Origin of the sequence: Pleurocapsa sp. PCC 7319 (assembly GCF_000332195.1) — a bacterium.
Classification (GTDB): domain Bacteria; phylum Cyanobacteriota; class Cyanobacteriia; order Cyanobacteriales; family Xenococcaceae; genus Waterburya.
Map to the genome: position 1 here is coordinate 3,272,634 of NZ_KB235922.1, position 17,891 is coordinate 3,290,524.

Annotated in this window: 13 protein-coding genes and 1 tRNA gene; 3 read left to right on the forward strand and 11 right to left on the reverse strand. The window is 39.4% G+C overall.

What is annotated here, in order from left to right; all coding sequences use genetic code 11:
- Positions 1-38 precede the first annotated feature (38 nt).
- On the forward strand, positions 39-1,835 hold the full coding sequence (locus PLEUR7319_RS0118890) for a DUF262 domain-containing protein (protein ID WP_019506794.1): 1,797 nt from the start codon (positions 39-41) through the stop codon (positions 1,833-1,835).
- 106 nt (positions 1,836-1,941) lie between these two features.
- Positions 1,942-2,430: a hypothetical protein gene (locus PLEUR7319_RS40175; RefSeq protein WP_019506795.1), complete on the forward strand. Its 489-nt coding sequence runs from the start codon at positions 1,942-1,944 to the stop codon at positions 2,428-2,430.
- 239 nt (positions 2,431-2,669) lie between these two features.
- On the opposite strand, the gene PLEUR7319_RS0118900 is transcribed toward PLEUR7319_RS40175, so the two are convergent.
- From PLEUR7319_RS0118900 to PLEUR7319_RS0118945, 10 genes are all read right to left on the reverse strand, one after another.
- A complete protein-coding gene (locus tag PLEUR7319_RS0118900; protein ID WP_019506796.1) occupies positions 2,670-3,413 on the reverse strand; it encodes a hypothetical protein in 744 nt (247 codons plus the stop codon).
- A 571-nt stretch (positions 3,414-3,984) separates the two neighbouring features.
- Positions 3,985-4,058 (reverse strand) — tRNA-Asp (locus PLEUR7319_RS0118905).
- 142 nt (positions 4,059-4,200) lie between these two features.
- Positions 4,201-5,235, reverse strand: coding sequence for a DUF1611 domain-containing protein (locus PLEUR7319_RS0118910; RefSeq protein ID WP_019506797.1), 1,035 nt, complete (start codon positions 5,233-5,235; stop codon positions 4,201-4,203).
- Positions 5,222-6,274: a dipeptide epimerase gene (locus tag PLEUR7319_RS0118915; protein WP_019506798.1), complete on the reverse strand. Its 1,053-nt coding sequence runs from the start codon at positions 6,272-6,274 to the stop codon at positions 5,222-5,224. Before PLEUR7319_RS0118915 ends, PLEUR7319_RS0118910 begins: the two co-directional genes overlap by 14 nt.
- A gap of 250 nt (positions 6,275-6,524) precedes the next feature.
- Positions 6,525-6,830 (reverse strand): NADH-quinone oxidoreductase subunit NuoK, encoded by a 306-nt coding sequence (nuoK, locus tag PLEUR7319_RS0118920; protein WP_019506799.1) that lies wholly within the window; start codon positions 6,828-6,830, stop codon positions 6,525-6,527.
- 89 nt (positions 6,831-6,919) lie between these two features.
- Entirely contained in the window at positions 6,920-7,540 is a 621-nt protein-coding gene (locus tag PLEUR7319_RS0118925; protein ID WP_019506800.1) for an NADH-quinone oxidoreductase subunit J, read from the reverse strand.
- 119 nt (positions 7,541-7,659) lie between these two features.
- Positions 7,660-8,274: an NAD(P)H-quinone oxidoreductase subunit I gene (gene ndhI / locus PLEUR7319_RS0118930; RefSeq protein ID WP_019506801.1), complete on the reverse strand. Its 615-nt coding sequence runs from the start codon at positions 8,272-8,274 to the stop codon at positions 7,660-7,662.
- A gap of 99 nt (positions 8,275-8,373) precedes the next feature.
- Entirely contained in the window at positions 8,374-9,492 is a 1,119-nt protein-coding gene (gene nuoH / locus PLEUR7319_RS0118935; RefSeq protein WP_019506802.1) for an NADH-quinone oxidoreductase subunit NuoH, read from the reverse strand.
- A 435-nt stretch (positions 9,493-9,927) separates the two neighbouring features.
- Positions 9,928-11,013, reverse strand: a complete 1,086-nt coding sequence (hppD, locus tag PLEUR7319_RS0118940; protein ID WP_019506803.1) for a 4-hydroxyphenylpyruvate dioxygenase — start codon at positions 11,011-11,013, stop codon at positions 9,928-9,930.
- Between the two features lie 87 nt (positions 11,014-11,100).
- Positions 11,101-14,319 (reverse strand): non-ribosomal peptide synthetase, encoded by a 3,219-nt coding sequence (locus PLEUR7319_RS0118945; protein WP_019506804.1) that lies wholly within the window; start codon positions 14,317-14,319, stop codon positions 11,101-11,103.
- A 916-nt stretch (positions 14,320-15,235) separates the two neighbouring features.
- On the opposite strand from PLEUR7319_RS0118945, the gene PLEUR7319_RS0118950 reads away from it, so the two are divergent.
- The gene (locus PLEUR7319_RS0118950) at positions 15,236-16,666 is read left to right on the forward strand and encodes a carotenoid oxygenase family protein (RefSeq protein ID WP_019506805.1); all 1,431 of its coding nucleotides are present in this window, start codon (positions 15,236-15,238) and stop codon (positions 16,664-16,666) included.
- A gap of 42 nt (positions 16,667-16,708) precedes the next feature.
- Here PLEUR7319_RS0118950 and ald read toward each other — a convergent pair whose 3' ends face one another.
- On the reverse strand, positions 16,709-17,794 hold the full coding sequence (ald, locus tag PLEUR7319_RS0118955; protein ID WP_019506806.1) for an alanine dehydrogenase: 1,086 nt from the start codon (positions 17,792-17,794) through the stop codon (positions 16,709-16,711).
- Between the last annotated feature and the right edge of the window lie 97 nt (positions 17,795-17,891).

Consider the following 17,891-nt stretch of genomic DNA (forward strand, 5'->3'; position numbering starts at 1 on the left):
CTAATGATGAAGCAACTACATATAAAATATCCCTATTCATGTCCATCCAAAAATATTCAGTTAACCAACATCCCGTTCAAACTTTACTTTCTTGGATTAGTTCAGGTGAAATTGCTATACCTGAAATTCAGCGACCTTTTGTATGGAATGCTAGTAAAGTACGTGACCTAATTGACTCTTTATATCAAGGTTATCCAGTAGGTTATCTGATTGCATGGCGTAACCCTACAGTTAAGTTAAAAGATGGAACTTCATCTAGTGGGAAAAGAATACTTATAGATGGACAACAGCGTGTTACTGCTTTAATGGCTGCCGTTTTAGGAAGATACGTAATCAACAAAGACTATAGAAAAGTACGTATAACAATTGCTTTCCATCCTCAAGAAAGGAAGTTTGAAGTTTCTAATACTGCAATAAGTAAAGATAAATCTTGGATTGTAGATATAGCCCAAGTGTTTACTGCTGACTTCAAAACTATCAAATTTGTCAACGATTATTGTCAAAAGAACGAGGATGCAGACCAAGACGACATTTTTGAAAGCATTGATTTATTAAAAGGGATAGCTAATAATCATATCGGTTTAATCGAACTAAATTCTGATTTAGATATTGAAACCATTACAGAAATTTTCATCCGTATCAACTCACAAGGAGCAAGATTAAGCCAAGCAGATTTTGCTATGTCCAAGATTGCTGCCAATGAAACTTATGGCGGTAATTTGCTGAGAAAATGTATTGATTACTTTTGTCATCTTGCAGTTGCACCAGAGTTTTATCAACAACTAGCAGAGATAGACTTAGACTTTTCGGCTACAGAATACTTTCAGAAAATGTCATGGTTAAAATCCGTGAATGATGATTTGTATGCTCCCTCTTATACTGATATGTTGCGTGTAGCTTTTACTTCAGAGTTCAAGCGAGGAAGGTTAGAAGATTTGGTAGCTTTACTTTCAGGTAGAAATTTTGAAACTAGAAGTTATGAAGAACAAATAGCAGAATCATCTTTCAAGATGCTTGAGAAAGGTATTTTCAATTTCATGAATGAAACCAACTTTAAGCGTTTTATGATGATTGTTCGCTCATCTGGTTTTATAAACTCGTCAATGATTCGCTCTCAAAACGCGATTAATTTTTCTTACATCGTTTATCTAGTCCTTAAAGAACAGAAAATCGATTCAAACAAAATAGAGTCTTATGTCCGCAAATGGTTTGTAATGTCTATACTGACTGGAAGATATTCTGGCTCTCCAGAATCTACATTTGATACAGACATCAAAAGAATTAATCAGTTTGGATTTCCAGAATACTTATCAAAAATAGAATCTGCTGATTTGTCAGAGGCATTTTGGAACTCGTCATTACCACAACAAATGAATACCTCTGTAGCTAGCAGTCCTTATTTTAAAGTGTTCCTTGCATCTCAAGTCAAAGCAAATAATAAAGGATTCTTATCAAAAGATATTACTGTAAATGACCTTCTACTTCACAGAGGAGACATACATCATATCTTCCCTAAAAAGTATCTTCAAAAACACGGCTTAACTCGCGGTAGATATAACCAGATTGCTAATTATGTAATGATGCAGAGTGAAATCAATATCTCCATTAGAGATAATCCTCCATCTGAATATTTTTCACTTCTTCTAAAACAAGCAAATGATGGCGAAGCTAAATTTGGAGGAATAAATAAGATAGAACAAATGTACGATAATTTTGCCATGCACTGTCTTCCTGATGCTATGGAAACTAAAACCATTGATGATTATGATGATTTTCTAGCCGAACGCCGAAGATTGATGGCGAACAAGATTAAAAATTATTACTTCGAGCTATAGCGGTTGATGTAACCCAATCTCTTTCCAACTAAATAACCTGTCCTGAGTTATGACGTAAAACTGGCTCTATTTTTTTACTTATCTACATGACTAAAAAATCAATGTTATGACTAGAACAATAAAAGAACTAATAGAGACTGAAGTAATTTATTTCATCAGTCCCCTTATTGATGAACTACTACAACAAGAAAAATATTGTGAAGAGTTTTATCACTTAACCACTTCAACTGATTGGGATGAAGCAGAGAAGGCTATTAACCAAAATGTCTGTACTGTTCAAGTAGATGCTGATAATCTATGGGGTGTATATGATAAAGACAATGAATATTACACAGTAGAGCCAATACACGAACACAAAAAAGAAGCCATCAAAAAATACTTTGATGACCTCAATTGGGATTTATTTAGTTATAACTGCGAAGTTTGTGAATACTGGCTTATCAGCGAATGGCTAGCCAACAAACTTGAAGATAAAGGCGAAACCGTAGAGAAAGATTTTATGGGTTTGATAGTTTGGGGTCGTACTACAACGGGTCAGGCTATCTGGTGTGACTGGATTATCCAAGAAATACATTACGAACTCAAATGCAAATAAGCCCATACTCCAGTTATCTATGGGGTAAGCCATCTAGCAGCATCACAGGATACTCCCACTTATAGACTTAATGGTGAGTGCCGTTGTAGCTAATCCTGGTGCTACTAGATGACTTTTAGCGAGTTTTCAGAATTCGATTTTCAAGTTTGTCAACTTGAACCAACAATTGTTATTTTCAAGATATCTTGGATTGTCTTAGGAACACCCCCAACTTTTGCAGAAGAGAGTGTTCGGGTTAGTTATCCACCAACGCCTACAGTTTGTTTCTCGAATTCTTCTACTGCTTCTATCAACTGTCCCCCTTGTTCGGAGGTCGCAACGACCAAGCTGTCAGCCTTAGCATTTAGTTCCCCCCTTTCCGTGTGAAGACTTGTTACAAGATTGTTAACACCAGGACTTACATTCTTCATCACTGTCTTAACATCTTTTATTGATTTATTTTTTAAGTTTTGTTCACTCGTAATCCTAGAAGCTTCTACAGCTATATAGTTGCCCGCAGCAATCACTTGTTTTTGTTTGCCAATGATATGACCTGCTACAATTGCCTTGCCATATCCTTTCAAACCATTTTCAATCAGTTTGCAGCATTTTTGCTGACCCTTTATTTCTTGTTGAAGCTCGCGAGTGTCATCTTTAATTTCAAAATCGAGACTCAATTTAGCTACTTTAGATTCAAGACCAGCTTTGTAGCTATCCATTGTCTCTTTATATAATCTTTTTGCTTCGGCTATATCCTCCGCACTTCCCAAAACGTAGTCGTGAAAGTCTTTCACAGTGTCAAATTTGTCAAAATCTTCATTTTGAAGAATCAATCTGTAGATTTCTTCTCTTTTCTTTTTGGTACTGTGTGCGTATTGGTATTTTTCAAGACCATCCATATCATTGAAAGTCAAAACCAGCTCATCAAGAAATTCTCTACTGCAACGACCTAGATATCTCATGAGGTCTTTCTCATTCATTTGAACGTTACTTGCATCAGTCATACTGTTATTCTCCAGTTTATTTATTTACTTTCTGCTCACAAATGAGTGAGCAATAACTTGGCTATTCCTTTCGCTGTTTATGTCCTGTTTATTTGAAATGTTTCTCTAGTTGAGAAAGAACAGTAGCTAGGGAAATACCAATAAAGATGGAGAACTGTTTTTGAATCATTCAGTTTCTGGTAGAAATTTGTTTTTCTTATGTAACTAATCTAACTACAGAAAAGTGAGATGGCAATAGGCTTCACACACACTATACAATTAGGCTACAAAAAAAATGACAAAATTTTCAAATTGTCTTCTTAAAGCTTTATTGCTCAGGCAATCTATGAATATGAAGCAACTTTATATTTGGCTGTGTTCATTTAGAAGCTAGTCGCATCGTGTCTGAAATAGACACATCAAAAAAGCTAAGTCCGATGTTTAGTCAGACTTAGCTCATGTATCTTAATAATTTCTCTGTAGCGAAAACCAAATGAACCAACTAGTTTTGGTTCTTATTTGGTTCTATACTGGAAATTAGTTGTAAATTCCGAATAAGACCAATTGCTTCAAACTACTGGTATAACTTATACGGGACTGACGGGACTCGAACCCGCGACCTCCTGCGTGACAGGCAGGCATTCTAACCAGCTGAACTACAGTCCCTTATAGTTAACTCTTGAAATACAAGAATCATTTTTTCCACGAGTTTAATATTAGCACATTGAACGCAAAAATCCACCATAATTAAGTTTTTGATAGAAAAACTCTAGAAAATTCTTCAATAACTCAGCCAAACAAGAACAAATTAATGGGATTTAATTGCTGGCAATAGAATTTCTCCACCAAAACGGACTACATCGCTACAGGGTAATCCAGTTAACTCAGAAGTAGACTTGATCGCTTGATTGGCTGTGGTTGTATCCATCCCAAAAGTATTAAGAGCGATCGCTTTAACTTTGACATTTCCAAAGATACCTCCTGCGCAGGCTATGGTTTCATAGAGTTTAATTACTTCGGGCAATGGTGGAATCAAAATATCGGGTAAGTCATATAAATGTTTTGCTCCTGCACGGTGGACTAAAATTAATCCTGTTGGTTGGCTACCTCGAATTAGAGGTAAAGTAGCAGTGGAGCCGGGATGTAAGAGCGAACCTTGCCCTTCAATAAAGATTAAGTCTTGATCTCGTCCTAAATCCAAAACAGTTTTTTCTACTGCACCAGCTGCAAAATCTACCCGCACTGCATCTAAAGGTATTCCCTGTCCTGCGATCGCAATACCTGCTTGTCCTGTGCCAATAAATTGAGCTTTGATACCCTGACGCAATGCTGCATTATATAGTTCTAAGCTGGTAGACATTTTGCCGATTGCCATATCTGTGCCTACCGTTAAGACTCTTTGAGCATTCAGCGATCGCGCTTGAGCAGTACCGATAGTCAACCCAGGAGGTTCTTGGCGAATATCCCAAATCCATTGTCCGGGTTGTAGATTAGGAAACTGAGGTTTAAGCAAAGTATGTAAGCCATTAACTATAGAAATACCTGCTTCAATCGCGATCGTTATCTCTACGTGAAGATTGGGTGGTAGTTGTCCCCCTGAAGGCGCAATCCCTATGAGTAGAGCATCTGGTTTATATGCCAAGGCGGCTTGAATATTGACGACAATAGGAATATCTTTCTGAATACCGGTTAATTTAGTTAGAGATTTGCCAGCACAAGTGCGATCAATTACCGCAACTATATCTGTATTGCTATAGCGTAAAAAAGCTAATCCTGTTTTGCCATGATGACCTGTAATGCCACCTTCTAACAAAATTACTACACGATTATTAGCCTTCAGCACTGTAGTTTACTCCCAATCCTGGTAAATTATTTGGTACTAAACGTCCTTCTTTGATTGTTGCTCCTTGAAAGGGATCGTCAATTAGATTTAAATGACTGTCTAAATCTAAATAATCGGCCCAAGGTGCTAGATGGGACATGGCGGTGTTAGCCAAGCTACTATCAGAATAACAACCAAACATAATTTTTAGTCCACAGACTTTGGCAATTTGGATTGCTTTGATCGCTTCAGTTAATCCACCTGTTTTCATGATCTTCAGATTAACTCCTGCTACTGAATCTGCTAGTCGAAGTATGTCTGAGCTAGTAAAACAACTTTCATCGACAAATATAGGTAACGGTGAATTAGCAGACAAGGTTACAAGTTTACTATCTTCTGCTACTGGTAGAGGTTGCTCGATATATTCCACCCCATGCTCAGCTAACCAATGGGACATATATACAGCATCATTAAAACGCCAACCACCGTTAGCATCTACAGTGAGCTTTGTTTTAGGGTCTACTTGCCTAATTGCCTGCACCATAGCTTTATCTGCTGGAATCCCTTCTGGACTACCTAGCTTGAGCTTAATCATTTTTACTTCCAGGCTATCTTGCCAGTCTTTTAACCTGGCGACAGCTTGCTCTGGAGAACTGATGCCAATAGTGACTGAAATAGGAACAATGCGATCTCGATTTAAGCCCCAGATTTGCCATAGGGGTAGACCAGCTTTTTTGCCTAGCCAATCATGAAGAGCCATATCTACTGATGCCTGAATAGCAGAAGATACTTTGATGGCTTGCAATTTTGTCGAAATTTCTTGTCTTTGAAGAGGATGAAAAGATTCTAATTGGGGAATAAGCTGCTCAAATTCAGCTAACAATTGGGAAGAGTCTTTAATTTCAGTTTGATCAATAGAAAACGGTGATGCTTCTCCCCATCCTTCGATGTTATCCTGCTGAATACGTAACCAGATATTAATAGTTTGAGCCGTTGTACCGCGACTAATTTGGAGCGCGAATTTCTTATGAACCGTAAAAGTTTGAACTGTTAATTTCATAACTTTGGTGAGGCAAGGATAAATCAGTAAGTATAAGGATTAAATTTCTCTTAATCCACCCCTTACTTTGCTCTTGCAAAATTGATACCAGACATCATCTTAATAACTAGCCCTCACACCTACTAGATTGTTAATTATTAATTTAAGCCGAGAGTTACCTCGGCTTTTTTTAGTAAATAAACCCACTAGTTAAAATGCTTGAAAACTAATATTTCTTGCCTTTTTACTTCCGCGAAGCGGTACTAAGCAATTACCATTTAAGTAAATTAAATTGCTCCATATCAATGGTGTTGCGGTTACGGTAAATAGCGAGCACAATTGCTAAACCCACTGCTGCCTCTGCTGCTGCCACTGTAATGACAAATACAGTAAATACTTGACCTCTGATATTGCTGGGGTCTAAATAATTAGAAAATCCTACTAAGTTTAAATTAACTGCATTTAGCATTAATTCAATCGACATCAATACTCGGACAGCGTTACGGCTAGTGATCAGACCATAAATGCCAATACAAAATAAAGCTGCTGCTAACAACAAAAAATATTCGAGATGCACTTAATTCCGACTCCTTTAATTGTTTGTAATTTTTAATCTAGTTAACTGTGATGAATATCAAAGTTACAATTTAATATTCATAATTTTGATTACTTATCTTGCGGCTCATTACCACTTAGAGTAGCTAATTCACGAGGACGCTCTGGCAAAGTCAAATTTGCTGTAACAGCCTCTTTTTTGGTTACCGAGTCGGGAATAAAATCACGACGAGCGAGGATGATGGCTCCTACCATTGCCATCAAAAGTAGAACTGATGCCAACTCAAAAGGTAGTAAATAATCACTAAAGAAATGTTCGCCCAGAGCCACTACTGTATTCTCAATTACGGCAGGGGAAGTGGTGTCTAGGGACCAGGGTGTAACTAAAACCATTGTTCCCAAAAGGGCAAATAGACCGAAACAAACTACACCCGTTGCAGCTTTGCGGAAAAAACGACCTGGAAGCTCGGAATAATCTTCTTGCTTGTTAACCAGCATAATGGCAAACAAGATCAGGACATTGACTGCACCAACGTAGACTAAAATTTGAGCCGCAGCCACAAAATCAGCATTGAGTAAGATATATAAACCGGAAATACTCACAAATACTGCTGCTAACAGAAAAGCCGAATGAACGATTCTCGGTAACAAGACAACCCCTAAAGCTGTCCCAATCATCATTACTGCCAAAATGCCAAAAGAAACTATCTGCACTCCTTCAGCTAAATTCACCTTGTTCTCCTCTTTCTAAATTATTTAATCAATGGAATTACTTGCAATTTTGAAGATTTTAAGTTTTTAGGTATTAGGTTACTGGTAATTAATTTTTCTAGTACCTAACACCTAAAGACCTATTTACTTGCTTCTTCCGTTTTAGGTTTAGCAGCTTCTATTTCCGCTAAAATCTCTTCGGGACGTTTACCCGCACGTTGGGAACCAACAGGTAAATCGTGAGGATCGTTCACGCCCTTGGGTAAGTAGGCAAACTCTTTTAGAGGATTCACCATGGGATCTTGAGTGACTTTGTAAGGCAAGCGACCTAGAGCAACGTTATCGTAATTCAGCTCATGACGGTCATAAGAAGCTAATTCATATTCTTCCGTCATCGAAAGACAATTTGTCGGGCAGTATTCTACACAATTACCGCAGAAGATACAGACTCCAAAGTCAATACTGTAATGATTGAGTTTTTTCTTTTTAGCTTTTTTGTCAAATTCCCAATCCACTACAGGTAGGTTAATCGGACAAACTCGAACACAAACTTCACAGGCAATGCATTTATCAAATTCGTAATGAATTCTACCGCGATAGCGTTCAGAAGGGACTAATTTTTCGTAAGGATACTGAACGGTTACGGGACGACGCTGCATATGATCGAAGGTAACAGAAAGCCCTTGACCAATATATTTAGCAGCTTGCCAACTTTCCTTGGCATAGTCTTGGACTTGTTTGAGAATCTTAAACATGATTTGTAGTTGATTTAGATACTGTATGATTGGCGATTAATTTAGATAGTTAAATCAATTAGGATTGAGAATCATATATCTTATTTCCAGTTGTTGCTACTAACCGCCAAATGCTATCGGAAATGACAGTTTTAGTGCAGCAGTAATCAAAAGATTAGCAAGAGAAACTGGTAATAAAAATTTCCAACCTAAATCTAACAGTTGGTCAATGCGGACTCTGGGTACTGTCCAACGCAACAAAATAGCAATAAAGACTAAGAAGTAAGCTTTAATCAGGGTCATGATAATGCCTAAAGATGCGGTTAACACTTGTAACCAGGGAGTAGTCTCAGCAACACCGAGCCAATCTGCCAGACGATCTAAAGGAATAAAAAATTCCCAACCACCTAAATATAGGATGGCAAAAACTAGTGCAGATAACACTAAGTTAACGTAAGACCCTAAATAGAAGAGGGCAAATTTCATGCCTGCATATTCAGTTTGATAACCAGCAACTAATTCTTCTTCTGCTTCTGGTAAATCAAAAGGTAGTCGTTCGCACTCAGCCAAGGCGGCGATCCAAAAAATAATAAAACCTACGGGTTGTCTCCAGATATTCCAACCTAAGATACCGTAACCAGACTGTTGTTCCACAATATCAATTGTGCTGAGGCTGTTGGACATCATCACGATCGCCAGTACTGCCAATGCCAAGGGAACTTCATAACTAATAGACTGGGCGGCAGCTCTCAATCCCCCTAATAAAGAGTACTTATTGTTAGATGCGTAACCAGCCATCAACAAGCCTATGGGAGCGATGCTAGATAGGGAAATCCAGATAAAAATACCAACGTTTAGGTCTGTAATCACCAAGTTTTGTCCAAAAGGAACGATGAGATAGGACAAAAATACAGGAACAACAACTAACACAGGACCCATGGTAAACAGCCAAGGATCTGCTTTGGCTGGGATTACATCTTCTTTAAAAACCAACTTGATGCCATCGGCAACTGGTTGTAATACGCCCAATGGACCTGCATATTCGGGTCCGATACGCTGTTGGGCGGCGGCAGAGATTTTTCTTTCTAGCCAAACAACTACCAAAACTCCCACCGTTGCACCAATAATCATCAACAGCATGGGCAACGGTAGCCAAATAGCTTTGGCCAGACCAATGGAAAGTCCAAAGTCTTGAAGAGTTTGGATAAAACTTCCTTGTAAATCGATTCCTGAGTTCATTTGTGTTTATAGTATTGGATTTAGCTCATCTCATCACTAGATCAAGAGCTTGTACAATTTTTATCGTTTATCTTTGCTTAGTATATCGTTGTCCGTTAATCTATCAATTTTGAATTAATTTTCAAAACTTAAAAGGAGCTAAATGATAACAATATCTCAACTTAAAACTTGGTCTCAGGCGATCGCCAATAATATCAAGTTCAGTTGAATACTTAAATTAAGAATGAGGTCAAGTAACAAGTAACAAGTAATAAGTTTTTCAGGTCTGCAATAAGCCTGTTTATTTCAATTAATTATCCGTACTTGATATAAGAATAGGCTGATATCAACAATATGAATTTGGATTAAGCCTCTAAATACAGAAAAATAACATCACTGATTTTTGGATAAGAAAGCAATCTCTTCCACTGCGATCGCAGTGGAAGAGCGATGGGCTCAGAAATTTCCGCGTAATTTTTGTTCTTTTTCTAGGGCGACAAACAAGGATTTAAAATTACCCGCTCCAAATCCCTGAGAACCTCGCCGCTCAATGATCTCAAAAAACAAGGTGGGGCGATCGCTAATCGGTTTCGTGAAAAGCTGCAATAGATAGCCGTTATCATCCCGATCCACTAAAATACCTAATTTGGCTAGATCTTCAACTGAGACATTAATATCCTTCACCCAATCTTCCAAGTTTTCGTAGTAGGTTTGCGGAATCGGGAGAAATTCAACCCCTGCCTCCCTGAGTCGAACGACCGTCTGCACAATATTATTGGTTGCTAGACCAAGATGCTGAATACCAGGACCATAGTGGAAGTCGAGATATTCTTGAATTTGAGATTTTCGTAAACCATTTGCGGGTTCGTTGATATTGATGATGGTCTTGCCACCGTTCTCCAGCACTTTTGACATCAAGGCTGAATACTCAGTGGAGACGGTTTGCTCGTCAAAGTACATCCGCACATCAAATCCCATCGTCTTGACGAAAAACTTAACCCACTGATTCATAGTACCCCGTTCAACATTGCCTACTACGTGGTCGACCGAGGTTAAGCCAGCTGAATTGACTGATTTGGTAACGCGGTCTATATAACCAGGAGCAAAGTTGCTGGGATAGTCACTGCGATCGATAAACTTAATCAGCGTATCGCCAAAGCTGTGGATCGCTGCAAACCGAAATACACCACTCTCGTCTTTTTGGGTGGTTGGGGGAATTGCTCCAACTGCGCCTCGTGCCACGGCATATTGGTAAGCAGTATTTACATTTGAAACTGCCAAAGCAATAATAGCGATTGTGTCTCCGTGCTCTAAAACACTGCGAGCAATGGGATGATTGGGACTGAGAGCAGAACTGATAACAAAGCGAATATCCCCTTGTTTTAAAACATAGGAGGTCTTTTTTCGTTCGCCAGTTTCTAATCCACAATAAGCTACGGGATTAAATCCAAAATATGTGGAATAAAATACTGATGCTTGCTTGGCATTACCAACATAAAATTCCAGATGGTCGAATCCTTCGATTGGGCAAATAGTAGTCATTATTTAAAAGAGAGATTTGATATTAAATGGATTTTAAAAAAACTGGCGATTGAATCTAAAAAATCTTGATTGAGTATCGATCTTAAATCAGTCTTTCAACTCGTGGTTGAAAATTTCGAGGTGAGAACGTCTCGCTGCCTCGCACTGCATACTTACTATCCGATCCAAAAACTCAGCACATAAGGCGACAATGCTTTCCCGCTTATGGATGTTTGCGCTGTACACGCATCGGACTTCTAGTTGGCGATCGATAATATCAATAACGATCGCCAGCGGATACTGTCTGAGGCCTTCGGGATTGTGATCTAAACCGGCGATTGCGCGCGTCCCATCGAAAACACTACTTCTTTCTAGAATATCGTCAACCTTACCGCGATAGTTGAAGAGAACTTCTGCCTGTGGTAGTTCTTTCAAGCTCTTAACAAGGGCGGGATTTGACCCTAGATATCTGTACAAGTCGATACTTGTTCCTGAGTCTCTTAGTTGTTCCATCTGTTGGGCAACGTCAAGTAAAATATTACCTGCAGATGCCCGCGTATCGATTCTCAAAAGTGTAGGCGAGTAGCTGATAATGCAACCTATAGTTCTGCTTAAGTTAGATTCCGACAGACCAACATTTCGTCCGTGTACTAAGCGATCAAAATATATAAAACCGCTTTCTTGCCACTGATTGAGTGCTGTTGCAAGACTACTAATCAAGATATGTTCGACATCAAGTTCGTAAGTTCCACTCCGCATTAGAGTTTCGGTCTGCCATTCCGACAGCGCGAAGCGTACAACCTCCGCAGAACTATTGGTATTCACACTGCGTTCGTCGCTGAGATCCTTTGGTAAGGTCGGCACTTCCGACCAAGGTTGTCGAATCCATTTTTGAACATCCGTCTCTACTGTCGGTGAATTAGCATATTGCCGCAAAACCTGCGTCCAAGTTTTAAAGGATACTGGCAAGGTAGACAAAGTAATTTCACTTGTTGCTTCAAGCCGTTGGTACGCTAACTCAAATTCAAGCCAAAAAATCTTCCAGGAGATAACATCCATCGCGAAATGATGCACCACAAAAAATAATTCTTGTGGCTGCTTTTTTCCTAGGTCAAACAAAACCATATAGGCAATAGGCCCATTGGTTAGGTTGATCTCTCTCTGATAAACTTTGGCGACTTCGGCTATTGCTTCGACCTGTTTTTCTGGCGATAGATTAGATAAATCGACTGTTTTACAAGCGAGGGTGTCTTTAGATGTTTTTAAGACCCTAGCCTGCCAACGATCACCATCAAGATCGAAGCGAAGCCTCAAAGCATCATGGCGATCGCCGAGATAACGAAACGTCTTTTCCAGCAACTCGAAAGCAAGACGTCTTTTGGCAACCAATATCCTGGAGATATTCCAATGATGGGGTGTCTGGCAGCCTCGTTCGTATAAGAACCGCAAGATAAATGGTGGCAGTTCGGGTAAAGAGCCAAAAGAGAGATTGTTTGGCACACAGCCATCTAACTCAGAGTATTGCCCCAAGCCTGCTTCAACCAGTCCAGCAATAGTTGGCGTATGTGCCATCTGCAACGGGGAGACTTCTAGCCCCTTCTCTGCTGCTATCATGCTTATATTCATGGCGATCAGGGAATTACCACCGATATTGAAAAAATTATCGTTTATGCCCACTTGCGGAATATCTAGTACATTCTGCCAAATTGTTGTGAGGATTCGCTCTATTTCATTACGTGGTGCGACATAGGTATCTGTAATAATTAAATTTTCTAGGGTTGCTGGTGGCAGTGCATTGCGCGCAATTTTGAAATTTTCATTGAGCGGTATACTTTCTAAAATAATCCAACCAGACGGCTGCATATAATCGGGTAAGCGATCGTGTAAGTAAGCACGAATTGCGTCCAGGGAAAAATTATTTGGGTCTTCAAGAGTAATATAGGCAATCAGGCGTTTGTCGCCAACTCCAATTTTATTAGCTGTAACAACTGCATCGCGCACTCCCGGTGCTTGCCTCAAGTGACTTTCGAGTTCGACCAGTTCAAGGCGCTGACCTCTAAGCTTTATTTGGAAATCCCGTCGACCAAGATACTCCAAATTCCCAGAAGAATGTATTCGACCAAGATCGCCCGTCCTGAAATAAGTTGAACCACCAATTTTTACGAACGTATTGCTAGTCAATTTCTCTCTATTCAAGTAACCCTTCATTACACCGGGTCCTTGAAAACAAATTTCTCCTATCTCACCATTGGTTACTTGTTTCCCGTCGTCACCCAACAGGATCACTTTCGTTCCTCTAAAGGGTTTGCCAATGTATGATCTTTCGACCAAGGTATCCCGAGGGATCAAATAGCAGCAACCCATACAGGCAATTTCCGTACATCCATAAATCACATAGATTTCCGCCCGAGGGAAAATAATCTTAAGTTCTTCTAATAACTCCGCAGGTACGATATCTCCACCCGACGAAACGTGTCGCAGCCCAGCAAACCGCTGATAGGTCGGGTAATTCTTTTTGATGTAAAAAACCAACCCTCTTAATAGATTTGGACCAATGTGGACAACGGTTGCTCTCTCTAAGGCGGTTGTTAAGCTATCATAGTCCATAATTTCATCCCTCGGTAGAACTATTAACCGTCCACCAGAGATAATACTTGTCATCAGGTCAAACAAGCTGATGCTAAACGAAAACTTGGCAATGGTTAGTGTCGTATCCTTCGGAGTCATTCCAAATTGACTTATTGCCGAAAGTACGTAGTAGGCTAAACTTTTGTAGTTGATAGCAATTCCTTTCGGTTGACCAGTAGTGCCAGAAGTATAAAAAATGTATGCAGTATTCTGTTCGTCAATGTCAACTCGCGGATTATCGCGTCTAGCAACATCCGATATAGACTTCGTCTGTTGGAGGGTATAGGGACGGACAAGAACGTCACCGAGATTCTTAATGACATCATCTTGAGCTATGGTTAAATCAACCCCTGCATCTTCAACAATACTTTGAATTCTCACCTTAGGATAATCTGGATCTATGGGCAGATAAACTCCACCTGCTTTCTGAATGGCGAGCAAAGCGACGATAATTTCCCAACCAGGTCTAAGGCATACCGCAACGCAACGTTCAGCTTTAATTCCTTTAAATATCAACCAATGAGCTAGTTCATTGGCTTTTTCATTCAGTTCCCCATATGTCAAATGTTCCTCAACAAAAGACACTGCATTCTTGTTTGGCTGCTCTCGTGCGATCCGCTCAAAAATGGTGTGAAGCGGAGCTTGAAAATGAGATTGGTGCGGAAATATCTTGGGATTTAAATATTCTTGTATTGTCATTCAACCATATTTCGTTAATTGAGTTGCAAATTCATTTAAAATTGCCGGTGTCAGTTCGACAGAAATCTGAGGACGTTATTCGACTCAGGAGGACTTTGAGGGAAAATTACTGACTCTAACAGAACACTAGTTGTGATGACTTCTACACCGATTCTTCACATAAGAATGTAGGCTAGATGCGGCGAACTATGCGCCTTTCTCCAAACCCTGGAAAAGAGCAGAGAGAAACTTCCATCACGACACTCATATTCTTTCTCGCTACGGCGTATTAACGTCTGGTATAAATCCAGCTTGATCTGATGAGATTTCAAGAACAGACATAGAATAAACTGGGGTTTTCCCAGTATTTCCGTCTGATAAAGCTTGCCACCCATTCAAACCTATAACCAAAGTTCCTTAAAGATTTTACCCACAGGAGACAGCAACTTTGAGTTAGTCACACTTCCCTGTAGAACCCTATATCTTAAGTTGTCGAGGTACCTTGTGTGATGAACTTTTAGTCTTCTTTCGAAACACAAGTAATATACAACGCTTGAAACCCTTGCCATATAAAGATTTGATGAATAGCAATTTAACTATTTACATCAAAATGTTGATCCGCGTTATAACTGGAGTTTAGAGACATCATTGGAAATATAGTGTGAGCTCTTTCGCGGAGAAGCTAAGAGATTTGTTTGATTATTCTCTGAGTATTGGCAAGATTCATAGTCAGGCAAATCAAGCGGTTCAAAAGGGAGAACCCACTTCTTGACCAAGCAAAAATATCTAAATCAATTGTATTTATAGCCTTGGATTTAGCTCATTCCACCATTAGATCAAGAGCTTGTACAATTTTTATCGCTTATCATTACCTAGTATATCGTTGTCCGTTAATCTATTAATTTTGAATTAATTTTCAAAACTTAAAAGGAGCTAAATGATAACAGCATCTAAATTTAAATCTTGGTCTAAAGCGATTGCCCAACCAGCCAGAGAATTCGATTCTACTCCCCTATCAATTATTGCTGGAGAAATACCCGCTGATTTAAGAGGAACACTATACCGCAATGGTCCTGCCAGATTATCACGAGGAGGTCAAAAGGTAGGACATTGGTTTGATGGTGATGGAGCAGTATTGGGAATTCACTTCACTGATTCTGGAGCAACAGGAATATATCGTTATGTCCAAACCCAAGGATATTTGGACGAGCAAGAAGCAGATGCTTTTATTTATCCTAACTATGGCATGACTGCCACTGGGGCATTTTGGAATAACTGGTTTAAACCGGTAAAAAATGCGGCTAATACTTCGGTTTTGGCATTATCAGACCGTTTACTAGCTCTTTGGGAAGGTGGAAAACCTCATGCTTTAGATTTAGAAACTTTAGCTACTTTGGGAATCGACCAACTTGCTGGTTTTGCTGACAAGCAATCTTTCTCCGCTCATCCTAAAGTCGATCCGATTACAGGAGAAATATTTAATTATGGAATGAGCGCAGGATTAAATGCTACTCTCAACCTTTATTGCTGCGACTCTAGTGGCAAACTAAAACAACAAAATTCTTTGACTTTGTCAGGAGTGCCTCTAATTCACGATTTTTGTCTAGCAGGAGAGTATTTAGTTTTTCTAGTCTCTCCAGTAAGAATAAATTTGACTCAAGTTTTGCTAGGACAAAAAAGTTATAGTGAAGCGATGGAGTGGAAACCCAATCTAGCTACAGAGATTTTGATTTTTGAACGGAATAATTTATCTTTAGTCAGTCGTAGTCAGACCGATCCTTGGTTTCAATGGCATTTTGCTAACGGATATCTCAACGAAGAAGGCAATATTGTCACCGAATTTATCCGCTATGCCAACTTTGACACTAACCAATATCTCAAAGAAGTGGCATCTGGCTATACCCAAACTCCCGCCAAAGGAACTTTGTGGTCACTGACTATTGATCCCAAAACTGCCGCAGTAATCAGTAATCAGCAATTATCTGATGCTGCAAGTGAATTTGCCGTAGTTTCGCCCCAAAAGGTTGGACAACCCTGGCGTTATACTTATCTAAATGTGCATCGTTATGGAGCAACTATTGGAGAAGAACTATTTAATGCGATCGCCTGTTTTGATCGTCAAACCAAAAATATGGCGATCGCTGATATGGGATCTAACTGCTATCCATCCGAACCGATTTTAGTCCCCAGTAAAAATAATCCAGAACAAGGTTGGCTACTAACAGTAGTCTATGACGGCAATAACGATAGGAGTGAAGTTAGAATTTATCAAAGCGATTGCTTATTTGAAACTCCTGTATGTCGTTTAGCTTTACCCTTTGTTATCCCTCATAGTTTTCATGGCACTTGGAAGCAACATCAAGATTAGCTTTTGATAAACTGGGTATTTTGCGGCTAAGTACAGAAAAAATCATAATATATCGTTGTTAAATACTTCTTGGACTGCGGGATGTATTATGTGTCCCCTTTTAATATTCAAACCTTTTGCCAGAGCTTCGTCCATTTCCAAGGCTGATAAACCATGATTAGCTAACTGCAAAATATAAGGCAAAGTGCTGTTGTTTAAAGCTTGAGTTGCTGTCCAAGGCACTGCCCCAGGTATATTAGGCACACCAAAATGAACTACTCCCTCGGCTATGTAAGTAGGTTGACTATGGGAAGTAGGACGTAAAGTTTCGATACAACCACCCTGATCTACTGCTACATCTACAATTACGGAACCGGGTCGCATCTGAGCTACTAAAGAACGAGATACTAATGTAGGAGCCTTTTTGCCGACTACTAGCACTGCTCCAATCAGTAAATCGGCATTGGAGACAACAGCTTCTATATGTCCAGGGCTACTATAGAGTAACTCTACCCTTGAGCCAAATAAATTTTCTAGGTAGCTAAGACGATCAACATTGATATCCACAATTTGAACTCTGGCACCCATGCCGACAGCAATTTTAGCTGCTTCTGTGCCGACGACCCCACCCCCCAAAATTACTACATTACCAGGGGGAACTCCTGGCACACCACCTAGCAATACTCCTCTTCCTCCTTGCTGTTTTTCTAAGTATCTTGCTCCAAACTGAACCGATAAACGACCCGCAATAACACTCATCGGTGTAAGTAAAGGCAACTTACCATTACTTAATTCAACAGTTTCATAGGCGATCGCAATTGTCCCCGCTTCGATTAAAGCCTTCGTTAAGTCACGCTCAGCAGCTAAATGAAGATAGGTGAACAGTAATTGTTCTGATTGAAGATATTGATATTCTGTTGCCAAAGGTTCTTTAACCTTAACAACTAGTTCTTTATTCCAAGCATCGACGGCATTAGTAACAATTTTTGCCCCAGCCTTTTGATATGCTTCATCAGTAAAACCAGAACCGATACCCGCATTAGTTTCCACAAATACAGCATGATTTTTTGATAATGCCTGAACACTATGAGGAGTTAAGCCGACACGAAATTCTTGATCTTTGGTTTCTTTAGGAACGCCTATTTCCATTTCCTTCCTTTGGTTTAGTCCTGGTTAAATACTGTTCTATTGCCAAAAGGTAAAAAGAACAGTTGATAAATTGTAGTTTGCTCTATTGATACTCTTT